The organism is Streptomyces sp. Alt3, from assembly GCF_030719215.1.
GTDB lineage: Bacteria > Actinomycetota > Actinomycetes > Streptomycetales > Streptomycetaceae > Streptomyces > Streptomyces glycanivorans.
The window spans coordinates 3,935,541-3,957,549 of sequence record NZ_CP120983.1 but is presented as its reverse complement, the minus strand read 5'-3'; the positions used below and the strand labels follow the sequence as shown (position 1 = coordinate 3,957,549).

Below are 22,009 nucleotides of genomic sequence, written 5' to 3'. Positions count from 1 at the left end.
GGCCTCAGGTCGAGGCACCGTGACCCGGACCCCGACCCGGACCCCGACCCGGACCCCGACCCGGACCCCGACCCGGGCCCTGCCCGGTCCTGTCAGTCCTCCGGGTAGCGGCGTGGCGTCCAGACGATCTGACGGCCGCCACGCCGGTGCACCCATCGGGTCTGCGAGGAGCCGACGATGAGGATCGTCCGCATGTCCACCTCGGCCGGGTCCAGGTCGCCCAGCCGCACCGTCCGTACGCTCTCCGCCGGACCTCCGACGTCACGGCCGAGTACCACGGGCGTGTCCGGGGAGCGGTGCTCCAGCAGCAGGTCGCGGGCCTTGCCGACCTGCCATGTCCGGCTGCGTGAGCCCGGGTTGTACAGCGCCATGACCATGTCGGCCGTGGCCGCCGCGCGCAGCCTTCCGGCGACGACCTCCCAGGGCTTGAGCCGGTCCGAGAGCGAGATGGTGGCGTAGTCGTGGCCCAGCGGCGCACCGGCCCTGGCGGCGGCGGCGTTGGCCGCGGTCACCCCGGGCAGCACTCGCACGGCGACGTCCGCGTACGTGTCCTGCGAGGCCACTTCCAGGACCGCCGTGGCCATCGCGAAGACCCCGGGGTCGCCTCCGGACACCACGGCGACACGGTGTCCGCGGCGTGCCAGGTCGAGGGCGAACTCCGCGCGCTCGGACTCCACCTTGTTGTCGGACCCGTGGCGCCGCTGGCCGGGACGGACCGGCACCCGGTCCAGGTACGTCGTGTAGCCGACCACGTCGTCGGCGGCGGCCAGCGCCCCGCGGGTCTCCGGCGTCAGCCACAGCGGCCCGGCCGGCCCGGTACCGACCACGACGACCTCACCGGAACCGGGGCTCCGCTCGGGGCGGGGCGCGTCGATCCGGCTCGGCAGCACGGCGACGGCGAAGTACGGAACGGTGTCCGCGTCGGTGTCCGCGAGGTCGCCGGTCCGCTCGCCGGCCATGGTGGCACGCTCGACGTAGCGTGCCTCGGGGAGCCGCCCGGAGGCTTCGAACGCCCGGCGCACGGCCGGGAACGTCCGGCCCAGCTTCATCACCACGGCGGAGTCCGTGGCCGCCAGACGTGCGGTCAGCTCCTCCTCCGGCAGGGTGCCCGGCAGGATCGTCAGGACCTCCTCGGCCTCGACGAGCGGGGTGCCGAGGCGGGCCGCGGCGGCACTGACCGAGGTGACGCCCGGGATGACCTCGGTGTCGTAACGGTCCGCGAGCCGCTTGTGCATGTGCTGGTACGAGCCGTAGAAGAGCGGGTCGCCCTCCGCGAGCACGGCTACCGTGCGCCCGGCGTCGAGGTGGACCGCGAGGCGGGCCGCGGCCTCGGCGTAGAACTCGTCCAGCGCGCCCCGGTAGCCGCCGGGGTGGTCCGTGGTCTCCGTCGTGACGGGGTAGACCAGCGCCTCCTCGATGTGATCGGCGCGGATGTACTGCGCCGCGATCGAGCGGGCGATGGAGCGGCCGTGCCGGGCCGAGTGGTACGCGACGACATCGGCCTCACCGATGATCTGCACCGCCCTCACTGTCATCAGGGCCGGGTCGCCCGGGCCGAGACCGACGCCGTACAGCCGTCCCGCGCCACCTGTGTGCTGCTGCTCGGGCACGCTCACTCCTCCTCGCTGGCGATCGCGTTGAGGGCGGCGGCGGCGATGGCGCTGCCCCCACGCCTGCCCCGGACGACGAGGTGCTCCAGCCCGGACGGGTGGGAGGCCAGGGCCTCCTTGGACTCGGCGGCCCCGATGAAGCCGACGGGCACACCGATGACGGCGGCGGGGCGCGGGGCGCCCTCCTCGATCATCTCCAGCAGCCGGAAGAGCGCGGTGGGCGCGTTGCCGACGGCGACGACCGCGCCCTCCATCCGGTCCCGCCACAGCTCCAGGGCTGCCGCGCTGCGCGTGGTGCCCAGCTCCGCGGCCAGTCCTGGAACGGCCGGGTCGGACAGGGTGCAGATCACCTCGTTGTCCGCCGGCAGCCGCTTGCGGGTGACACCGCTGGCGACCATCGCCACGTCGCACAGGATCGGCGCGCCGGAGCGCAGGGCCGCGCGGGCGTCGGCCACCACGTTCGGCGAGAAGGCGAGATCGCGTACGAGGTCGACCATGCCGCAGGCGTGGATCATGCGGACGGCGACCTGGCTCACGTCGGCGGGCAGCCCTGCCAGATCCGCCTCCGCGCGGATGGTGGCGAAGGACTGGCGGTAGATCGCCGGTCCGTCCTTCTCGTACTGATGCACAGTGCTGTCGCTTTCTTCGTCTTTCTCGCCGAACAGGTCGGAGAGGGGCCGAACAGGGGGTCGTGCGTGGTGGTCAGGTGCGTGCGCCCCGGGCCGCCGCCACGGCGGCGGCCAGCGCCGCCGGGTCGTCCCGTACCGTCGCCGCCGTGGTGACGAGGTCCCCCCGGACGTGGGAGATCCGGTGTCCTCGGGGGGTGGCGACCACGTCGATCCACTCCCCGTGCGGATGGCCGCAGCGGCGTTCGCAGCCCGACCAGTACACAGGGAGATGCCCGGCCGGTCCGACGGCGGCCCCCGCCTCGGCCCGCACATCGGCCAGCGACTTCGCGCAGCCGGGCCGGCCGATGCAGGCGCCCACCCCGGCCCACGGGGAGCCGGGCCCGGTGATCAGGCCGGCCTCGGCGAGGCCCGCCGACAGGCCCTCCGACAGGCCGGGGCCGATGCCGGTGACGACGATGCCGCGCCACGGGGTGAGGCGCAGTTCCCCCGCGCCCGACAGCAACAGCCGCCACTGGGCCGGGGCCAGCCGTCCCAGCGGTACACCGACGGACAGGGCGGACTCGCGGTGGCCGCCCACGACGGGGCCGTGGGCAGGCGGCAGGACTTCGAGGGGGCGGGGGCGGTGGTCCGCCGTGACGGTGGTGCCCGTCTGCCGCAGCCGGCGGACGACCTCGGCGGGCAGTGCCGCGGCGTCGGCGTCCGGCAGGTCCTTCACCCGCCAGGCGCCGGTCCCCCGGGCGGAGTCGAGGAAGGCTTCCGCGGCGGTCAGCGCGGCCCGGGGGCCGTCGTCGGCGTGCACGCGGAGGACCTCGTCGCCGTGCCCGACGCGCAGCAGGGCATCGCCGTCGTGTCCCAACAGGGTGAGGTCCGCTCCGAGGGCGTCAACATCGCCGCGGCCGTCGTCGAGCGCGAACAGGAAACGTCCTGAGAGCGCCGTCGCGCCCGGGCTACCGCACAGGAGACGGTCGAGGCCGGTCAGCCAGGGTCCGACGTCGACGGAACCGAGGCCGTCGAGCCCGGACAGCGGGGACGCGACGATGTTGCGCACGCGTTCATGCCGTGCGGAGGGGAGCAGCCCGGCCTCGTCCAGCAGTCCGGCCAGCTCGGCACCGCAGTCCGGTGCGAGCCCGCGCAGCTGCACGTTGCCGCGGGAGGTGAGATGCAGCTCACCGTCACCGAGGCGCTCGGCGGCCTGCCCCAGCGCCTCTGCCTGGCGGGGTGTCAGCACCCCGCCGGGTATGCGGATCCGCGCCAGCGCACCGTCGTCCGCCCGGTGCAGGCGCAGCGCGCCGGGGCAGGCGTCACCGCTGCTCCGGGCACACGCGTCGCCCGGAGAACGGGACGGAAGGGGGGATGCGGACATGGCGGCGAGCATACCGACCGTGACCGTGGTGGACCCCTGCGGTCACTGTGACCTACGGGACAGCCGCCGCCGTCGCGGCCAGGGCGGGGGGCCGTCTGGTCAGGACCCCCCTCCCCCCGCCTACTATGCCTAGCGGCGGTCCGTTCGGTCCGCCATCGCCGTACGGCGACATGGGAGGAAGCCCGGTGAGATTCCGGCGCGGTCCCGCCACTGTGAGCCCGGCCCCGGCCGGGCGAGTCAGGAACTCCCTTTCCCAGGCTCTCGGTCCCGTCCGAGCAGCCGATCCGACACTGCCCGGGGCGTGGACACCCCGAGGAGGGCTGACGCCGCATGATCCTGCTCCTGTCGACGTCCGACACCGACCTGCTGAGCGCCCGTGCCGCGCAGGGACCGGTCAGCTACCGCTACGCCAACCCCTCCCGGCTCTCCCTCGACGACCTCCCGCAGCTGCTGGAGGGGACCGACCTGGTCGTCGTACGCCTCCTCGGTGGTGTCCGCGCGTGGCAGGAGGGGCTGGACCAGGTACTGGCCACCGGCAGGCCCGTCGTCGTACTGACAGGTGAACAGGCCCCCGACGCACAGCTGATGGCGGCGTCGACCGTGCCCGTCGGCATCGCCGCCGAGGCGCACGCCTACCTCGCGCACGGCGGCCCCGCCAACCTGGAGCAGCTGGCCCGCTTCCTCTCCGACACCGTGCTGCTCACCGGCCACGGCTTCGAGCCGCCCGCCCCGGCGCCCGCCTGGGGCCCGTTGGAGCGGACCGCCCGGGACGTCACCGGCCCGACCGTCGCGGTGCTCTACTACCGCGCCCACCACATGAGCGGGAACACCGCGTTCGTCGAGGCGCTCTGCGCGGCCGTGGAGGACGCGGGCGCCCGCCCCCTCCCGCTGTACGTAGCCTCGCTCCGGTCGCCCGAACCGGAGCTCATCGACGAACTCCGTGCCGCGGACGTCATAGTGACCACCGTCCTCGCGGCGGGCGGCACCAAGCCCGCGACCGCGTCGGCCGGCGGGGACGACGAGTCCTGGGACGCGGGTGCCCTCACCGGCCTCGACGTCCCGGTGCTCCAGGCGCTCTGCCTCACCAGCCCGCGCGCCGCCTGGGAGGAGAACGACGAGGGCGTCTCCCCGCTGGACGCGGCCACCCAGATCGCCGTGCCGGAGTTCGACGGGCGTCTGATCACCGTGCCGTTCTCCTTCAAGGAGATCGACGAGGACGGCCTGCCGGCGTACGTCGCCGACCCCGAGCGGGCTGCCCGCGTCGCCGGGATCGCCGTACGCCACGCGCGGCTCCGCCACATCCCGGCCGCCGAGAAGCGGATCGCGCTGGTCCTGTCGGCCTACCCGACCAAGCACTCCCGCATCGGCAACGCGGTCGGCCTCGACACCCCAGCCAGCGCCGTCGCCCTGCTGCGCAGGCTCCGTGAGGAGGGCTACGACTTCGGCCCCGAGGAGGAGATCCCGGGCCTGGTCTCGGGCGACGGCGACGAGCTGATCTACGCGCTCATCGAGGCGGGCGGCCACGACCAGGAGTGGCTCACCGAGGAGCAGCTGGCCCGCAACCCGGTCAGGATCCCCGCCGCCGACTACCGCCGCTGGTTCGCCACGCTGCCCGCCGAGCTGCGCGAGGCCGTGGAGGAGCACTGGGGCCCGGCACCCGGCGAGATGTTCGTCGACCGGTCCCGCAACCCCGAGGGCGACATCGTGCTCGCGGCCCTGCGCCGCGGCAATCTGCTCATCCTCATCCAGCCGCCGCGCGGCTTCGGTGAGAACCCGATCGCGATCTACCACGACCCGGACCTGCCGCCCTCGCACCACTACCTGGCGGCGTACCGCTGGATCGCCGCGTCCGCCGACGACAACGGCTTCGGCGCGGACGCGATGATCCACCTCGGCAAGCACGGCAACCTGGAGTGGCTGCCCGGGAAGAACGCCGGTCTCTCCGCCGCCTGCGGCCCCGACGCCGCGCTGGGGGACCTGCCGCTGGTCTACCCGTTCCTGGTCAACGACCCGGGCGAGGGCACCCAGGCCAAGCGCCGGGTGCACGCGACGCTGGTCGACCACCTCGTGCCGCCGATGGCACGCGCCGACAGCTACGGCGACATCGCCCGCCTCGAACAACTCCTGGACGAGCACGCCCAGATCGCCGCGATGGACCCGGCCAAGCTCCCGGCCGTACGCGCCCAGATCTGGACCCTCATCCAGGCGGCGAAGCTCGACCACGACCTGGGCCTGGAGGACCGGCCCGAGGACGAGGGCTTCGACGAGTTCATCATGCATCTCGACGGCTGGCTCTGTGAGATCAAGGACGTCCAGATCCGCGACGGTCTGCACGTCCTGGGCGGCGCCCCCGCCGGCAAGGACCGCGTGAACCTGGTCCTCGCCGTCCTGCGCGCCCGTCAGATCTGGGGCGGCACGGCCTCGCTGCCCGGTCTGCGCGAGGCGCTCGGACTGGACGAGTCGGCGGCCACCCGCACCGCGGCCGACGAGACCGAGGAGAAGGCCCGCGCCCTCGTCCAGGCCATGGACGACGCGGACTGGGACCCGGCGGCCGTCGCCGGTGTCGCCGCGGGCCACCCCCAGGCCGTCGCCGACATCCTCGACTTCGCCGCCCGCGAGGTCGTGCCCCGCCTCGCCGCCACGACCGACGAGCTCGACCACGCGGTCCACGCGCTGAACGGCGGCTTCGTCCCCGCGGGCCCGTCCGGGTCCCCGCTGCGCGGCCTGGTCAACGTCCTGCCGACCGGCCGCAACTTCTACTCCGTCGACCCGAAGGCGGTCCCCTCCCGGCTCGCCTGGGAGACCGGCCAGGCCCTCGCCGACTCGCTCCTGGAGCGGTACCGCGCCGACAACGGCGACTGGCCCACCTCCGTCGGCCTGTCCCTGTGGGGCACCAGCGCGATGCGCACCGCGGGCGACGACATCGCCGAGGCGTTCGCCCTGCTCGGCGTCCGCCCCGTCTGGGACGACGCCTCGCGCCGGGTCACGGGCCTGGAGGCGATCCCGTACGAGGAACTCGGTCGCCCGCGCATCGACGTCACGCTGCGTATCTCCGGCTTCTTCCGCGACGCCTTCCCGCACACCATCGGCCTGCTCGACGACGCCGTACGCCTGGCGGCCTCGCTCGACGAGCCGGCCGAGCGGAACTTCGTACGCGCCCACACCCAGGCCGATCTCGCCGAACACGGCGACGAGCGGCGTGCCACCACCCGGATCTTCGGCTCCCGGCCCGGTACGTACGGCGCCGGGCTGCTTCAGCTCATCGACTCACGTGACTGGCGCACCGACGCCGACCTCGCCGAGGTGTACACGGTGTGGGGCGGCTACGCCTACGGTCGTGAGCTGGACGGTCGCCCGGCGCGGGACGAGATGGAGACCGCGTACAAGCGGATCGCGGTGGCGGCGAAGAACACCGACACCCGTGAGCACGACATCGCGGACTCGGACGACTACTTCCAGTACCACGGCGGCATGGTCGCGACCGTGCGCGCGCTGAAGGGCACCGCCCCCGAGGCGTACATCGGGGACTCGACCCGTCCGGAGACGGTCCGTACGCGCACCCTGGTCGAGGAGACGTCCCGGGTCTTCCGCGCCCGGGTGGTCAACCCCAAGTGGATCGAGGCGATGCGCCGCCACGGCTACAAGGGGGCCTTCGAGCTGGCCGCGACGGTCGACTACCTCTTCGGGTACGACGCGACGACGGGCGTGGTCGCGGACTGGATGTACGACAAGCTCACCGAGACGTACGTCCTCGACCCCACGAACCGCGAATTCCTCCAGCAGGCCAACCCCTGGGCCCTCCACGGCATCGCCGAACGTCTCCTGGAGGCGGAGTCCCGGGGGATGTGGGAGAAGCCCGACCCGGCGGTGCTCGAAGCGCTGCGCCAGGTGTTCCTGGAGACCGAGGGTGATCTGGAGGGCGAGGACTGAGCGGATGAGCGCACCGGCCGGGAAGCGCGCCCGGCCGGTGCGCCACCGTCCTGTCTTGCTGCCTCCCGGCGGCGGGTCCAAGCTTGTGACATGGGTGACCGAGCGGGCCACGCGCCCATGAACTCTGTCCAGCAGGCGTTCCGCCTGTTGGAAGCCGTGGCGGCGCACGAGCGGGGAGCGCCCGCGGAGCGGCTGGCACGGGAGGCAGGGCTGTCGCTCGACGCGGCCCTGCGGGTGCTGGGGGCCCTCACGAAGGACGGCTATCTCCGCAGGCTCGAGGGCGGCGGTTTCGTGCTGGGCGACAACCCGGGCGCGGGCGGCGACCACTCCGCACAGGCCCTGATGAACCGGATCCGCCCGGCCCTCGCCTCGCTCCGGGACGATCTGTCGGCCGCCGCCTACCTCACCTTCTACGAGGAGGGCGAGATCAGGATCGCCGAGATCGTCGACGGTCCGCAGACACCGAAGGTCGATCTCTGGGTGGGGTTCAAGGACGCTGGGCACGCCACGGCGCTCGGGAAATGCGTGCTGCGGGAGCTGGACGACGACGCCCGGGCCGAGTACCTCTCGCGGCACACACTCGCCGATCTCACTCCCCGCACGATCACGCACCGGGAGGAACTGCTCCGGCAGCTCGAATCGTCGTTTCCGGCGCCGGTGGTCATGGACCGCGAGGAGTACGACCTCGGCACGGTGTGCATCGCGGTTCCCGTGTACAACGGCACCACGCTCGGGTCGCTCGGCGTCTCGTTCCGGGCGGACCGCATGTACCGGACCAGCCAGGTCCGCGAAAGCCTGCTGTCTTCGGCGGACCGTGTGACCAGGGGCCTCTCCCTCGGGGGCTGAGGGGACCGGGCCGGGAGCCTCGGGGAAGGCGCCTGCGGGCGGTCCGGGCGAGGTGCTCTCATTCGGCCTGGGGAGGAAGCCCCTACGAGGCGTGTGGGCCCCGGGGACGCGCCTACGCGGCCGTGTCCGCCCCGGGGATGCGCCTACGCGCCGTGTCCGCCCCGGGCCACGGACTTGAGCTCGTCCAGCAGCTCCCTCATCACGGGTGCCATCCCGCGTTCCTCGGACTCCGCGATCCAGCGTTCGAAGCCGACCTTGAAGACGGCGACGCCCGCCTCGGCGGTCAGGCTCGCGGCCGGTTCCGGCACGCCCCGCCGGCGCAGGGTCCCGGCGAGCGCGGCCGACAGCGAGGCGAGCTTGATCAGCTCGCGTTCCCGGAGCTCCGCGTTCGCGATGATCACGGCCTGACGCCTGCGTGCGTACGCGCGCCGGTCCTCGAACATCCCGGAGATCGCGTCGAGGCCCACGGCCAGCACGTCGACCGGAGCCATGGACTCCGGAGCGCCGGCGGCCGCTTCGACCAGCAGGTCCTGCAGCTCGGTGCCGCCGAAGAGCACCTCGCGCTTGTCGGCGTAGTGCCGGAAGTAGGTCCGCTCGGTGAGCCCGGCCCGCTTGGCGATCTCCGCCACGGTGGTCTGCTCGAAGCCGCGCTCGCTGTAGAGCTCCAACGCGGCCTCCGCCAGGCGTCCGCGCGCGTTCGGCTCCCATCTACCCATGCCTGGATCCTACGTGATGACAGGAACTGACATCACGGTGCTACGGTTGATGTCAGTCAATGACATCGATCGTTCGGGAGTTGCCATGCGTGTTTTCGTGACCGGTGCGTCCGGCTGGATCGGTTCCGCCGTCGTGCCCGAGCTCATCGACGCCGGCCATCAGGTGGTGGGCCTCGCCCGCTCCGACGCCTCCGCCGCCGCGCTCACCGCGGCCGGGGCCGACGTGGTCCGCGGGACCGTCGACGATCTCGACGCCCTGCGGGACGCGGCCGCCGCGTCGGACGGCGTGATCCACCTGGCCTTCAAGCACGACATCGCCTTCACCGGCGACTTCCTGGGGGCGGCGGAAGCCGACCGCCGGGCCGTCGACGCCTTCGGCGACGTACTGGCGGGCACCGGCCGCCCCCTTGTCATCGCCTCGGGCGTCGCGGGTCTCGCCACCGGACGCGTGGCCACCGAACAGGACAGGCCGACGATCGACGGCTCCCCGACCTCGGTACGGGCGGCCACCTCCCAGGCGGTGCTCGCCCTCGCCCCGCGCGACGTCCGTGCCTCCGTGGTGCGTCTCTCCCCCACCTGCCACGGCGAGGGCGACAACGGCTTCATGGCGAGCCTGGTCGCCATGGCGCGCGCCCACGGTGTCTCCGGCTACATCGGCGACGGCGCCAACCGCTGGCCGGCGGTCCATCGTCTGGACGCCGCGAAGCTGTTCCGGCTGGCCTTCGAGAAGGCGCCCGCCGGCTCGGTGCTGCACGGCGTCGCGGAGGAGGGGGTCGCGATCCGTGACGTCGCCGAGGTGATCGGCCGCCACCTCGACCTGCCGGTTTCCTCCGTGGCTCCGGAGGACGCGGCCGAGCACTTCTCCTGGCTGAGCGGGTTCCTCGGGCTCGACGCCCCGGCATCCCACACCCTGACGGGCGAACTGCTGGGCTGGCGGCCGACCCACCCCGGCCTGATCGAGGACCTGGACAAGGGCCACTACTTCGTCGCTCCCGCCGCCTGAGCGAGCGGGCTGCTCGAGCGGGCCGGCGCCTGAGTGGGCCGGGCGGCGCCATCGCGGGTGGGCCCTGCGCCACACGGCCCCGGCCCGGCCTCCTCACCGGTCAGGAATCGAGAAGCGCGCGGCGCGCAGCGGCAATAGCTTCGTCACATGGCTTCCATCGCATCCGTCACCCTCGAGGTGGCCGACCCCACCGCCGCCGAACACTTCTACGCCGCCGCCTTCGGCCTGGGCCCCGAGCTCCGCGTGCGGGCCTCGGAGGCACCGACGACCGGTTTCCGCGGCTTCACGCTGTCACTCACGGTCTCCCAGCCGTCCACGGTCGACTCCCTCGTCGACTCCGCGCTCGCGGCCGGCGCCTCGTCGGTGAAGCCGGCCAAGAAGTCCCTGTGGGGCTACGGAGGTGTCGTCCAGGCTCCCGACGGGACACTCTGGAAGATCGCCACCTCGGCCAAGAAGGACAAGGGCCCGGCCACCCGGGAGATCGACCGCTTCGTGCTTCTCCTGGGAGCCGAGGACGTGCTCGCGAGCAAGCAGTTCTACGTCGAGCGGGGCTTCACCGTGGGGAAGAGCTTCGGCCGGAAGTACGTCGAGTTCGACACCCCGTCGAGCCCCGTCACGCTGGCCCTCTACGGCCGTCACGCCCTGGCCAAGGACGCCGGAGTGCCGCCGGACGGCACCGGATCGCACCGGATCGTGCTCGACAGCGACGACGGCCCCTTCTCCGACCCGGACGGCTTCGAGTGGGAGAAGACATCGCACTGATCAGCCCTGCGGCCGTCGCGCCGCCCATGCCTGATGAGCGGAACGCGCCCGGCGGGACGGAGCGGCGTGGCACGATCGCACACGTGACGAGCAGACCATCCGAGTCCCAGCACCTGCGTGACCTGGCGCTGCTGCGCCGGGTCCGCGACCGGATGGACCGGGAGTACGCGCAGCCCCTGGACGTAGAGGCGCTGGCCCGGGGGGTGAACATGTCGGCAGGGCACCTCAGCCGCCAGTTCCGGGCCGCCTACGGCGAGTCGCCGTACGGCTATCTGATGACGAGGCGCATCGAGCGGGCGATGGCCTTGCTGCGCAGGGGAGACCTCAGCGTCACCGACGTCTGCTTCACGGTCGGCTGTTCGTCGCTGGGCACCTTCAGCACGCGCTTCACGGAGCTGGTCGGCATGCCGCCCAGCACCTACCGGCGCCAAGCGGTGAGCGGGGCGGCGGGAGTGCCGGCGTGCGTGGCGAAACAGGTGACCAGACCGGTCAGGAATCGAGAAGCCCGGGCCGCCGAACCGCCGCTAGCGTGACCGGCATGGACATCACCATTCACACGAGCGTCCTCCCGCACGACGACCCGGACGCAGCACTGGCCTTCTACCGCGACACCCTCGGATTCGAGGTCCGCAAGGACGTCGGGTCCGGCACGATGCGCTGGATCACGGTCGGCCCCGCCGGTCAGCCCGGCACGTCGATCCTGCTGGCTCCGCCGGCCGTCGACCCCGGCATCACCGAGGACGAACGCCGCACCGTCGTCGAGATGATGGCCAAGGGCACCTACGGCTGGATCCTGCTGGCGACGGAGGACCTCGACGGCACCTTCGAGAAGGTGCAGGCAGGTGACGCCGAGGTCGTCCAGGAACCGACCGAGCAGCCGTACGGCATTCGCGACTGCGCCTTCCGCGACCCCGCGGGCAACCTGATCCGCATCCAGGAACTGAGCTGAGCCGACGGCCCCGCCCGCCGCCGTGACCGGCGGCGGGCGGGGCCGTCCGGGGGCCGTCCTGGGCCGTCAGTCGGAAGGTGTTCCGGCAGGTGTTCCGGCAGGCGTCGTGGACCGCTCGATCAGGCCGTTGACCGTCTGGTCGCCGTGCGAGTCCATGGGCGTGGAGTAGTCGCCGACGGCCCAGAACTCGCCGGAGGTCCCGGCCGGGGCCAGATCGTAGAAGGTGTACGAGGGCCACCGGGTGTCTCCGTCGGGAGCCGGTGCCCCTGCCTCCTTGGTCCAGGTGGTGCCGTCGAAGTGCCAGAAGACCGCCTCGGAGTTGGCGGGTTCGGCCTGGTCGTTGCCCGTCACCCAGAGCCCGCCCCGCCCGTCGGGGGCGATCGCGTGGAGGTACAGGTCGGCGAGCTCCCCCGTGATGTCCTCCCAGGCTGTGCCGTCCCAGTGCGCGACGCTCGGCACGGGCGGGCCGGCGTCGGGGCCGTCGGCCCACCCGGCGACGTAGACGTCGTCCGGGGCCACGGCGGTTATCTTCGCGGTGTCCGTACCTGTGCGCACGGGAGGCTGGTCCATCAGTGACCAGGTCTCGCCGTCCCAGTGATAAGTCACCGGGTGGCCGCTGTCCACCGGGTACCGCATGCCGGTGGCGTAGGCGTCGTCCGCCGAGATCGCGTCGATGTCCCTGATGTCGACGAGGGCCGGCAGCGCGAAGGTCTGCCATGCGCCGTCCGAGTAGGTGTAGAGCGCGTTGCCGCCCTTGAAGAGCCGGCCGGGGACGGCGTCGAGGGGTACCTCGGGCCAGGAGTCGTCCGCGGGCCCGGCCGCGGCGACGCTGTTCCAGCGCTCGCCGTCGTAGTGCACGAGGGCCTGGTCCCGCCCCACCGTTCCGTAGGCCCAGACGTCGTCGGCGGACACCGCGCTGACGGACGACCACTGCCAGACGTCGGGAAGCCCCGGAGCGGTGTCCTCGCTCCACTGTTCACCGTCCCAGCGCATGATGACGCCGTAACCGTCCTTGCGTCCGACCGCCCAGGCGAGATCGTCGTCGACCGAGGACACGGACATCAGGGATCCGGCCGGGCTGTCCCCGGAGAGGGAGACCTCCCAGCCGGAGACCTCGGCAGCACCGGCGCCGCCGGCCATGAGCAGGGTGGAGGCGAGAGCCAGTGAGACGGCCGCAGTGCGCGTGAGGTGCCGTACATGCATCGGTGAGCGGTCCTTTGCGGTGAGAGAGCTTCCCCGGACGCCGACGAGGCCCACGGCCGGCCGGCTACGGACCAGACTCCCGGGGGCACACGATGGTTGTAGGAGCCCGCGACCGGGTGCGCACCCTCGGGAGCGGGCCGTGCGGCGGGTGAACTGCCCATGGTGGTCGGTAGTTTGCGACGAAACCGGGCGGTCCCTCTTCGCGGATCGTAGCGACCGATGACCGAGATGTCCGAAACCAGGTGCCTCCTGGCCCGCGGGGGGTGCGGTAGTGCCGTGCGGGCCAGGACGTTGCCGTGCAGCGGCAATGAGAACAGGGCTGAGCCCGAGGGCCCCGTCGGGCAAGGTCCGGACGGCCACGGCCACGGCCACGGCCACGGCCACGGGCGAGGCCTCGGGCGCGGTCGAGTCGAGGCGGCCGACTCGTCGGCCCCTTCAGGGTGCGCTTGGCGGGGCGTAATACGCGTCATACACTTCTGATATGCCCAAGACGCGGATCAGTATCAGCCTGGACAGTGACCATGCCGAGCGTATCCGGATTCACGCGGAGCGGGCAGGCATGGACGTTTCCGCATACCTTGCCAACGCCGCGACCCGGCAGATGGCCGATGTGGAAGCGGCCGAAGCGCAGTTCGCCCGGCTCGACGCGGTGATCGCGGAGGCGGAGGCGGAGGCTGCCACACTGCCGCCTCTGCCCGAAGTCGCCGATGACGACCTCACGGAGCAGGAACGGCTGGAGGTGCAGGAGGCCATGGGACTCGTCTACGGCACCGACGGTCCTGGCGCCCGCTCCGGCAACGCCGCATGACTGCCCGGGTGCCGGTCTACGACACAGGCATGCTGATCGCGCTCGCTGACCGCAGGGCGAAGGCCGTGCGTCTGCACGCGGGCCTCCAGGGAGCGCCCCATAGGGCGCTCGTGCTCGGACCGGTACTGGCACAGGTCTGGCGGCCCACCCCGGCCACGGTGCATGCCCTGGCCGGGGTGATGAAGGACTGCACTGTTCCGCAGGCTCGCAGTTCGGTCCCGGCCATGCGGCCCACCACCGTGGGGCAGACGACCTGCATCGTGTGTGCCACCGGCCCGGACACCACCGAATGGCAGCGCATCGGAAGTGCCCTCGGTACGGCGGACCTGCCCCCGAAGAAGCGGCCGGACGCCGTCGACGCCTTGGTGGCTCTGACGGCGGCACGGCATGGCAGTGCCGTGGTCTTCACCAGCGATCCCGCCGACCTCGATGCCTATCTGAAGGCGCTGGACGCCCAGGACGTGCACGTGGTGCAGATCTGAGAGGTCGGCTGACAGCCGGCCGCGAGTGCCTTCGACGTACTGCCCGGTGAGAGCAGTGGCGGAGGATACGAGATTCGAACTCGTGAGGGGTTGCCCCCAACACGCTTTCCCAATGTTCGCTTGGGGGCCCGGGATGAGTCATCGCCGTCCTGACCTGCGGCGGATCGGGGCGTCGGGTAGGTGATGGACGGCGCTGGACGAGGGTGAATGAGACCAAGACTGAGACCGGAGATCCGGGTCAGACCTTTTTGACGATGATCGACTCCGGGACCAGCTTCTCCAGGTCGTCCACGTCCGAGGTGAAGACGGTGACCTGACCCTTCTGCTGTCGCGCGATGACGGCGAGCACCGCGTCGATCGCGTACTTGTGGCCGTGCAGCTTGGCGTCGGCCAGGAGTCGGCGGGCCTGGCGGGCCTCGTCCTTTCCGATGTCGGCGACCTCGAGCCGGGAGAGCACCCAGTCCCAGCGCTGCTCGGTGGTTCTGCCGTCGTACGCCTCGACCAGCGTCAGCGGAGACGTCACCACCTCGGCTTCACCCCGGGCCGCGAGGTCGAGCCAGGCGATCATCTTCCGGTCGCCGCGCACAGCCAGCGACAGGGCTTCGCAGTCGAGCACGAAGACGCGCAATGGCCGCTGCTTGTGCTCAATGGCACGCTTCTTCACGCGGCCTCTCCGGCGTTGTGCTTTCCAGCGGCGCGGCGGCGCTCGTGTTCGGCGTCGAGGTCCTCCAGTTCCTCGAACGCTGCTGTGCGCTCCTCCTCAGTGAGGGGGCCGTATTCCTCCTGCAGCCAGTCGGACAGTTCCCGCAGCCGGTCCCGGTCGCGCTTGAAGCGCAGCGCCTCGGCGACGTACGCCGACAGTCCCCGTTCTGCGGCCTCCGCGCGGATCTCGTCCAGGAGATCCTCGGGAATCGTCACAGTTACCTTCTTCGTGGCCATACAAGAGACCATACTCTCGGTATCACACCCCGTACCAGTGCGTTCGCGTGACCGCCAGGTCGGCGTTCAGGCGGTCGTGGCGGGACGTGGGCTGCCTTGGAAGACCTGGCTGGTGTGCCAGGAACGATGGGCGGCGGCGATGGGGCGGAGGCCCGACTGGGGGCCGATGACCGGACGGCCGGCGAGCGTGATGACGTGCTCGCGGGCGGCGGTGCTGCGGCCGACGAAGCTCTGTGAGACCAGGATGCGGTGCGCCTCGCCACGGCCCTCGCCGAGACCGAGTACGCCCTTGTCGAACAGCTTGTGGTGCAGCGAGCACAGACACAGCCCGTTCTCGAGGTCGTCCGGTCCGTCGAACGCCCACCAGCGGACATGGGCGGCCTCAAGCCCGACCGGCACCGTGCCGATCCTGCCGTCGTACCCGCAGAAGGCGCACTGGTACTCGTACGCCGTCAGGACCATCTCCCGCATGCGCCGGTCCCGCTGCCTGCGCTTGGCCGAGACCAGTCCGGTCTCGGCCTCCTCCAGTTCCAGGCCGACGGCTTCGCACAGCTCGCCGTGGAGGGAGGGCGGGAAGTTCAGATCGAGGAGTACGCGTGTCATTCGGCCGAGCAGGGGCGGATCCCGCCGCAGCGCCGCCCGTAGCTCCGGCGTCAGCCGCCCAGCGGCGCCGGTTTCGCGCAGCTCCGTGACCCCGGTCCCGGGGCTGCCCGGACCGCGCTCGGTGCGCACCTCCCACACGCCGTCACTCACCAGATGATGGAAGGGATAGGCGGGCGTCGTCCGGTTCCCAGGACCGTACTCGGCGAGCAGTCGCCGCAGGTCCTGCTCCACCGTGCTGTACCGCAGCTCGTCGTCGGCGTCCTGCTGGAACCGGCTGAGCGCGTACAGGAACAGCAACGGCTTGTGCGGAGCCCGCGCCCCGCCCCTGGTCCACTGCCTCAACTGCGCGGTGCGCTCGACCCAGTCCATGGTCGGCGATCGTAATGGCGGCTCGTCGCAGTGCTTGGTGGCGGGGCATGGCCGCAGTGACCGGCCGAACACCGGGCCACGACGCGGATCCCGGCTACCCGGGCATGATGCCGTGGATGCGGGAGAGGGTGAAGACCCGTTGGCCGTCGCGCAGGTGGCACCAGGCGTACACGTAGGGCGGGTCGAGCACGAGCTCGCTGAGGATACGTACGGCCCGGTTGCCCGACGCGGCGACGTACTCGACCGTGGTTGCTGTGCCGACGTCGACGGCATGGGCGAGCTGGCGGACATCGCGCCGAACGATCGTGGTTCCGGCGGGGACACGGGATCCGGGCGAGCTGCCAGGACCCGCTCAAGCCGGTCGACTTCCAGATCACTCAGCCACGTGACCAGAGTTGATCCGCTGGGCATGCCGACGGGGACACCTCACAAAGACGAGTGCCGGTGGTCTCCGACCGGAATCGGTCCTGCACAGACCCAGAATGGTGGATCGCGGGGGACGCCTGCGTCCTGGGTCGGCAGAACCCGCTTCTGAGTGAAGGCGATGTCCTGTGACTCGACCCGTCGACGACAAGTCGACGGAATGAAATGTCTCTTGTGTCGGAAATGAATGAGACCGGAACTGAGACCACCAACGTTGAAGGGCCCCGCAGCAAGCTGCGGGGCCCTTCAACGTATTGCCCGGTGAGAGCAATGGCGGAGGATACGAGATTCGAACTCGTGAGGGGTTGCCCCCAACACGCTTTCCAAGTCCTCGCCTAAGCATCCGGAGCGAGCCGTGTGTGTCCTGACCTCCGGTGGAGCGTTCGGCGTGGCTTGGCCTGTACCGTCCCGGACAGGAGCGAACGAGACCAGAACTGAGACCAGTGGGCATCCCGTTCCTGCAGGTCACGCCATTACGCGTCCGTAACGTTCTCGCCGCGGTAGTAGCGGAGGGCGTTGGGGTATTCGGTGTGTTCCTTGTAGAGGATCACGTACCCCTTGAGCGCGCTGACCTGCCAGGATTCCCCCAGATTCCGCGCAAGGAGCCGGAAGGCCGTGTCGGCGCTCAGAGGGCCTCGGGGGACCTCTAGCGAGACTTCCTCGGCCAAGGCGGGTTCCAACTTCTGCCTGAAGGCGAAGGGCAGCTCTGCCTTGAGGTAGGTGGCAAAGTCCCTTGGAGACAACAGCTGCTGGCGCCCGTCGTGACGGAGCGACCAGTCCAGGTCGATGGGATGGGCCACGTCAAAGTGCTGGGGTTGTAGCTGTGTCTGGTCCCGCCTGCGCCCTGGATCGTTGTTGCCGAATCCGTTGTGGTTCCACAGGAGGCTGACGCCGCGCTCTTCCTGTAGGTGCTTGATGACGAGGTTCTCCGGGGCGACTGCAGACAAGTCATCCTCGACGTAGACGTACGTGAAGTAGATGTCGTCCAACGAGATGTACTTGCGGCCCAGGATCCTCAGACGGGCGAAGTCCAATCGCTGCGGCAGAGAGCGGTCAGCCTTCCCCACGTACATGCGCTCCTTCGGCTGGCTTGGGCCACCGCGAAGGAGCTGATAGATCCCTGGCCGGCCAAGTACCTTCCGTAGGTGCGCCTCGGTGAGAGGCAACGGCACTTGCTCGTCGAGGGTCCGCACGAGTCGGGCTCCGGCCTCCCGGGTGATGCCGAGGTGGACGCTGATCCCCGGGCTGATTGTGGGCTCTGCGGTCGCCGTATTTGTGACGGTGTCCACGTCCGCCTCAGCCTCGGCATCACGTTCCTCTGCATGAGCCTCGGCAGTGTCCAGCTGCTGCTCGAGCCCGATGCATCGTTCTTCAGCCTCGCGGGCGCGTCGTTCGGCTTCCGCCAGTTTCGCCGTCAGCCGGATCAGTGTCTCCTGGAGTTCGTCCCGCTCGGCTCTCAGGGAATCGAAGTCCGCGGTCCGCTGGTCCAGTTCGGCGCGGTGTACGAGCCGGGCGGCCGCGCCAGCCTGTTCTAGCTGACGTAGCCGGGCCTGTTGCTCATCGAGATGTTCATGCGCGCTGCGGACCATCTCACGCAGGAGCCGCGCCTCTTGGTGTAGATGACGGCTTTCCCGGTCGGCCTTCGCGAGCTTGTCCCGCAGATCCTGCAGGTCGGCGGCGTGGGGACTTGTGACGCGCAGGGCGGTCCGGTGCAGCTTGCGTACGGTGTCCTGGGCGTCCGGGGTCAGCTCGGTGCCCGTCTCTCGATTGCCGTCGCCAATGAGCTGCTCGACGAACTCCGCGGGTGGGACCAGGGCGCCGCTGAAGTACCGAGAAAGCGTCGAGCGGTCCCAGGGAACACGGACGGAGTAACGGCTGAGGGTCACGCCCAAACGCTGAGCCAGCTCGCGTAGCGCGAGGGCGAATGCATAGCGGTCAGGCCCGATCTGCGTTCCGTCGATGTCCTTTTGGAAGACCATCGTGCGTGATCCGCGTGGAACCAGCTCCCCTTGAGTCATTCCCACCCCTCCGTTGGATCCCTGCCTTGTTGCGCGAGGCCGCACCGGTGTGCGCGTGCCGCAACACACAGGTGCCTTCCATGATCGGGTACAGCCGCAATGGACCGACTCAGGGGAACCTCATGACTACGACGACCGCGCTCCTCGCCCTCATCCTGACTCTGCTTGCCGCGCTGCTGGGTGGTGCCCTGTTCTCCCTCGTCCACAGCCGCCCGAGCCTGGCAGTCCCCGTGACCGTCGCCTTGGCGGGCATGACTCTGGTGGTGACCTGCGCGGTCGGCATCATCGCCCGTTGACGGCAATACGGGGTCTTGGCACATTCAGCGGAGCTGACTGGGTGCCCACGTACACCGGCATCACGCTCACGCGGTCCGATCGGCGATAGCCGGTGTCGCGACTCAAGCGACTCACGCCGCCCCGGAACGGCCTCTGCGATGGCGGCCCGGTACCAGCACGTGACGGGCGGCATCCTGGCCGACGTCCCGCAGCGGGTCGGAGGACTCGTCTGGGAAGTGGCCAACGACGCCGACGGCAGCGGCGCGGAGGGCTCCGAAGAGTCTCGTTGAGACTACGAACGCCGAAGGGCCCCACCGCAAGCGGTGGGGCCCTTCGACGTATTGCCCGGTGAGAGCAATGGCGGAGGATACGAGATTCGAACTCGTGAGGGGTTGCCCCCAACACGCTTTCCAAGCGTGCGCCCTAGGCCACTAGGCGAATCCTCCGCGGCAAACAATACAAGACGTTGGAGGGTGCTCGCGAACACGTTCCCCGGAGATCGTTCCGGACCGTCCTCCGGGAGGGGCGGGGCAGGGGAGCGGGTGGACGACAGGGGGCTGGGATCGGCTAAGGTGGGCGTCAGCCCCTCACGTGGCGCTATCTGACTGAACTCCCCCAGGGCCGGAAGGCAGCAAGGGTAGGTTGGCTCTGGCGGGTGCGTGGGGGGCCCTTGCGTGTCCGGGTGCGGTCTCCCGCCGGGCGCTCGGTCCGGGGCGGGACCGGTTGTCGGTGCGCCCCGATAACCTCGTATGTGTGTCGTCCCTTGCGCTGTACCGCCGCTATCGCCCCGAGTCCTTCGCCGAGGTCATCGGTCAGGAGCATGTCACTGACCCGTTGCAGCAGGCCCTGCGGAACAACCGGGTCAATCACGCGTACCTCTTCAGTGGGCCGCGCGGCTGCGGAAAGACGACCAGCGCGCGCATCCTCGCCCGCTGCCTGAACTGCGAGCAGGGCCCCACGCCCACACCCTGCGGGGAGTGCCAGTCCTGCCAGGACCTCGCGCGCAACGGGCCGGGTTCGATCGACGTCATCGAGATCGACGCCGCGTCGCACGGTGGTGTGGACGACGCCCGTGACCTGCGGGAAAAGGCGTTCTTCGGGCCTGCGTCGAGCCGGTACAAGATCTACATCATCGACGAGGCCCACATGGTCACCCCGGCCGGGTTCAACGCCCTGCTGAAGGTGGTCGAGGAGCCGCCGGAGCACCTCAAGTTCATCTTCGCGACCACCGAGCCCGAGAAGGTCATCGGCACGATCCGGTCGCGTACGCACCACTACCCCTTCCGGCTGGTCCCGCCGGGGACGCTTCGCGGCTATCTCGCGGAGGTGTGCGGCCGGGAAGGCAGCGTCGTCGAGGACGGCGTGCTGCCGCTCGTGGTGCGGGCCGGTGCGGGATCCGTGCGTGACTCGATGTCCGTCATGGACCAGTTGCTGGCCGGCGCGGGCGACGACGGTGTGACATACGCCATGGCGACGTCGCTCCTCGGCTATACGGACGGGTCCCTGCTGGACTCCGTCGTGGATGCCTTCGCCGCGGGCGACGGGGCAGCGGCCTTCGAGGTCGTGGACCGGGTGATCGAGGGCGGCAACGACCCCCGGCGCTTCGTCGCCGACCTGCTGGAGCGGCTGCGCGACCTGGTGATCCTGGCCGCCGTGCCGGACGCGGGGGAGAAGGGGCTCATCGACGCGCCCGCCGACGTGGTGGAGCGGATGCAGGCACAGGCGTCCGTCTTCGGCGCCGCGGAGCTGAGCCGCGCAGCCGATCTGGTCAACGAGGGGCTCACCGAGATGCGCGGGGCGACGTCGCCCCGGCTCCAGGTGGAGCTGATCTGCGCCAGGGTGCTGCTGCCCGGCGCCTTCGACGACGAGCGTTCGCTCCAGGCCCGGCTGGACCGGCTGGAGCGCGGAGCCTCCCTCGCCGCTGCGGCCGGGCCCGGCCCCGCCATGGGGTACGTGCCGGGGCCGGAGGCCCATGGAGCCGGTGTCGGGATGCCTGCCGGAAGCGCGGGAGGCATCGGAGGCCCCGCCGCGGCCCGGGCTGCGGAGGCGGCAGCCACCCCGGAGCCCCAGCAGCAAGCCCAGCAGGCAGCACCGCAGCAACCTCAGCAGGCAGCACCGCAGGAAGCGGCCCAGCCCCAGCAGCCCCAGGCCCCGCAGGCCCCGGAGCCCGCAGGCCAGCGCCCCGGCGCCTGGCCCTCGGCGGCCGGTGCCGGCAGTGGCGCGGGCGGTGCGGAACCGGCGCGCAGGCCCGGAGGCTGGCCGACCGCCTCCGCACCCGGTGGCGGCGTACCGCAGGCTCCCGCGCCTGCCGCTGCCCCCGCCCCGGCTGCCCCGGCCCCGGCTCCCGCCGCGCAGGCGCCCGCTCCCGGCGGGCAGGGCATGGCGCAGGGCGCGGCCCAGGTGCGGAACATGTGGCCGGACATCCTCGACGCGGTGAAGAACCGGCGCCGGTTCACCTGGATCCTGCTCAGCCAGAACGCCCAGGTCACAGGCTTCGACGGCAGCACCCTGCAGATCGGCTTCCTGAACGCCGGTGCCCGTGACACCTTCACGAGCAGCGGCAGCGAGGAAGTGCTCAAGCAGGCTCTCGCCGAGCAGTTCAACGCCAAGTGGCGTGTGGACGCGGTCGTCGACCCGTCGGGCGGCGGCGGCCAGCCCCCGCAGACCGGCGGCGGCGGTGGCGGCAGGCCCCCGGCCGCTCCGTACCAGCCCGCACCCGCGTCTCCGCCCCCGGCTCCGTCGTACGAGTCCCGGCCGGCCGCTCCCAGCCGGCCCCGCAACCCGCTCAGCAGCCCCCACCGCAGCAGTCCGGGCGGCCCGAGCCGTCCTCGTACGAGCGCGCCCCCGAACCGCCGCGGGCCGTCGCGCCCGAGGACGACACCGCCGAGGCGGACGACCCCGACCTGGTCGACTCCGCGCTCTCCGGTCATGACCTGATCGTCCGTGAGCTGGGTGCCACGGTCGTCGAGGAGTTCACCAACGAGTAGGGGGCCCGAGCCCCGGAGACATCCGCGGGCCGTCCCCGGGCCGTCCGTGCGCCTTCCCCCGCGGGCCCGCCGGGCTGTCCACGGAGCGGCGCC

At 71.3% G+C, this 22,009-nt stretch carries 20 protein-coding genes, 1 tRNA gene, 1 other RNA gene, 1 pseudogene and 1 riboswitch; of the genes and pseudogenes, 12 read left to right on the top strand and 11 right to left on the bottom strand.

Annotated elements, in window-relative coordinates; all coding sequences use genetic code 11:
• Positions 1-92: 92 nt before the first annotated feature.
• From cobJ to P8A20_RS17335, 3 genes are all read right to left on the bottom strand, one after another.
• Entirely contained in the window at positions 93-1,616 is a 1,524-nt protein-coding gene (gene cobJ, locus P8A20_RS17345) for a precorrin-3B C(17)-methyltransferase (RefSeq protein ID WP_306103814.1), read from the bottom strand.
• A complete protein-coding gene (locus P8A20_RS17340; protein ID WP_147960648.1) occupies positions 1,613-2,239 on the bottom strand; it encodes a precorrin-8X methylmutase in 627 nt (208 codons plus the stop codon). The genes cobJ and P8A20_RS17340 overlap by 4 nt, the downstream gene beginning before the upstream one ends.
• A gap of 73 nt (positions 2,240-2,312) precedes the next feature.
• On the bottom strand, positions 2,313-3,614 hold the full coding sequence (locus tag P8A20_RS17335; RefSeq protein ID WP_306103813.1) for a ferredoxin-like domain-containing protein: 1,302 nt from the start codon (positions 3,612-3,614) through the stop codon (positions 2,313-2,315).
• A 107-nt stretch (positions 3,615-3,721) separates the two neighbouring features.
• Positions 3,722-3,868: riboswitch (cobalamin riboswitch) on the top strand.
• A 64-nt stretch (positions 3,869-3,932) separates the two neighbouring features.
• On the opposite strand from P8A20_RS17335, the gene cobN reads away from it, so the two are divergent.
• Together cobN and P8A20_RS17325 are read left to right on the top strand one after the other, a co-directional pair.
• Entirely contained in the window at positions 3,933-7,532 is a 3,600-nt protein-coding gene (gene cobN, locus P8A20_RS17330) for a cobaltochelatase subunit CobN (RefSeq protein WP_147960650.1), read from the top strand.
• 90 nt (positions 7,533-7,622) lie between these two features.
• Positions 7,623-8,378 carry an IclR family transcriptional regulator gene (locus P8A20_RS17325; protein WP_306103812.1) on the top strand — a complete coding sequence of 252 codons (756 nt, stop codon included), beginning with the start codon at positions 7,623-7,625 and terminating at the stop codon, positions 8,376-8,378.
• A gap of 143 nt (positions 8,379-8,521) precedes the next feature.
• Here the strand turns inward: P8A20_RS17325 and P8A20_RS17320 are convergent, their stop codons facing one another.
• Positions 8,522-9,094 carry a TetR/AcrR family transcriptional regulator gene (locus P8A20_RS17320; protein WP_306103811.1) on the bottom strand — a complete coding sequence of 191 codons (573 nt, stop codon included), beginning with the start codon at positions 9,092-9,094 and terminating at the stop codon, positions 8,522-8,524.
• Between the two features lie 85 nt (positions 9,095-9,179).
• On the opposite strand from P8A20_RS17320, the gene P8A20_RS17315 reads away from it, so the two are divergent.
• The 4 genes from P8A20_RS17315 (at position 9,180) to P8A20_RS17300 (ending at position 11,808) form a co-directional block, all read left to right on the top strand.
• Positions 9,180-10,097 carry an SDR family oxidoreductase gene (locus P8A20_RS17315; RefSeq protein WP_306103810.1) on the top strand — a complete coding sequence of 306 codons (918 nt, stop codon included), beginning with the start codon at positions 9,180-9,182 and terminating at the stop codon, positions 10,095-10,097.
• 147 nt (positions 10,098-10,244) lie between these two features.
• Positions 10,245-10,859: a VOC family protein gene (locus tag P8A20_RS17310; protein ID WP_147960654.1), complete on the top strand. Its 615-nt coding sequence runs from the start codon at positions 10,245-10,247 to the stop codon at positions 10,857-10,859.
• Positions 10,860-10,942: 83 nt separating this feature from the next.
• On the top strand, positions 10,943-11,392 hold the full coding sequence (locus tag P8A20_RS17305) for a helix-turn-helix transcriptional regulator (protein ID WP_147960655.1): 450 nt from the start codon (positions 10,943-10,945) through the stop codon (positions 11,390-11,392).
• A 5-nt stretch (positions 11,393-11,397) separates the two neighbouring features.
• Positions 11,398-11,808 (top strand): VOC family protein, encoded by a 411-nt coding sequence (locus tag P8A20_RS17300; protein WP_147960656.1) that lies wholly within the window; start codon positions 11,398-11,400, stop codon positions 11,806-11,808.
• A 66-nt stretch (positions 11,809-11,874) separates the two neighbouring features.
• Here P8A20_RS17300 and P8A20_RS17295 read toward each other — a convergent pair whose 3' ends face one another.
• Positions 11,875-13,011, bottom strand: a complete 1,137-nt coding sequence (locus P8A20_RS17295) for a hypothetical protein (protein WP_147960657.1) — start codon at positions 13,009-13,011, stop codon at positions 11,875-11,877.
• 559 nt (positions 13,012-13,570) lie between these two features.
• Here P8A20_RS17295 and P8A20_RS17290 point away from each other — a divergent pair.
• Entirely contained in the window at positions 13,571-13,819 is a 249-nt protein-coding gene (locus P8A20_RS17290; protein WP_306103809.1) for a hypothetical protein, read from the top strand.
• Positions 13,816-14,301 (top strand): hypothetical protein, encoded by a 486-nt coding sequence (locus P8A20_RS17285; protein WP_147960659.1) that lies wholly within the window; start codon positions 13,816-13,818, stop codon positions 14,299-14,301. Before P8A20_RS17290 ends, P8A20_RS17285 begins: the two co-directional genes overlap by 4 nt.
• Before the next feature lie 238 nt (positions 14,302-14,539).
• Here P8A20_RS17285 and P8A20_RS17280 read toward each other — a convergent pair whose 3' ends face one another.
• The 5 genes from P8A20_RS17280 to P8A20_RS17265 form a co-directional block, all read right to left on the bottom strand.
• The gene (locus P8A20_RS17280; protein WP_306103808.1) at positions 14,540-14,965 is read right to left on the bottom strand and encodes a PIN domain-containing protein; all 426 of its coding nucleotides are present in this window, start codon (positions 14,963-14,965) and stop codon (positions 14,540-14,542) included.
• Positions 14,962-15,240: a ribbon-helix-helix domain-containing protein gene (locus P8A20_RS17275; protein WP_306103807.1), complete on the bottom strand. Its 279-nt coding sequence runs from the start codon at positions 15,238-15,240 to the stop codon at positions 14,962-14,964. Before P8A20_RS17275 ends, P8A20_RS17280 begins: the two co-directional genes overlap by 4 nt.
• Positions 15,241-15,306: 66 nt before the next feature.
• Positions 15,307-16,212: a phosphorothioated DNA-binding restriction endonuclease gene (locus P8A20_RS17270; RefSeq protein WP_147960662.1), complete on the bottom strand. Its 906-nt coding sequence runs from the start codon at positions 16,210-16,212 to the stop codon at positions 15,307-15,309.
• A 94-nt stretch (positions 16,213-16,306) separates the two neighbouring features.
• Positions 16,307-16,516: a WYL domain-containing protein gene (locus tag P8A20_RS38930; protein ID WP_442812093.1), complete on the bottom strand. Its 210-nt coding sequence runs from the start codon at positions 16,514-16,516 to the stop codon at positions 16,307-16,309.
• A 592-nt stretch (positions 16,517-17,108) separates the two neighbouring features.
• Complete coding sequence (locus tag P8A20_RS17265) at positions 17,109-18,614, bottom strand: helix-turn-helix domain-containing protein (protein ID WP_147960663.1); 1,506 nt, start codon at positions 18,612-18,614, stop codon at positions 17,109-17,111.
• A 161-nt stretch (positions 18,615-18,775) separates the two neighbouring features.
• On the opposite strand from P8A20_RS17265, the gene P8A20_RS17260 reads away from it, so the two are divergent.
• Together P8A20_RS17260 and P8A20_RS17255 are read left to right on the top strand one after the other, a co-directional pair.
• A complete protein-coding gene (locus P8A20_RS17260) occupies positions 18,776-18,949 on the top strand; it encodes a hypothetical protein (RefSeq protein WP_187282211.1) in 174 nt (57 codons plus the stop codon).
• Between the two features lie 138 nt (positions 18,950-19,087).
• On the top strand, positions 19,088-19,219 hold the full coding sequence (locus P8A20_RS17255; protein WP_261988752.1) for a hypothetical protein: 132 nt from the start codon (positions 19,088-19,090) through the stop codon (positions 19,217-19,219).
• A gap of 68 nt (positions 19,220-19,287) precedes the next feature.
• Here the strand turns inward: P8A20_RS17255 and P8A20_RS17250 are convergent.
• Positions 19,288-19,375, bottom strand: a tRNA-Ser gene (locus tag P8A20_RS17250).
• Positions 19,376-19,508: 133 nt separating this feature from the next.
• Between P8A20_RS17250 and ffs the strand changes: the two genes are divergently transcribed.
• Both ffs and P8A20_RS17240 read left to right on the top strand, forming a co-directional pair.
• Positions 19,509-19,603, top strand: an RNA gene (ffs, locus tag P8A20_RS17245) — signal recognition particle sRNA small type.
• Positions 19,604-19,682: 79 nt separating this feature from the next.
• Positions 19,683-21,916: pseudogene (locus tag P8A20_RS17240) on the top strand (DNA polymerase III subunit gamma and tau).
• Positions 21,917-22,009: the final 93 nt, after the last annotated feature.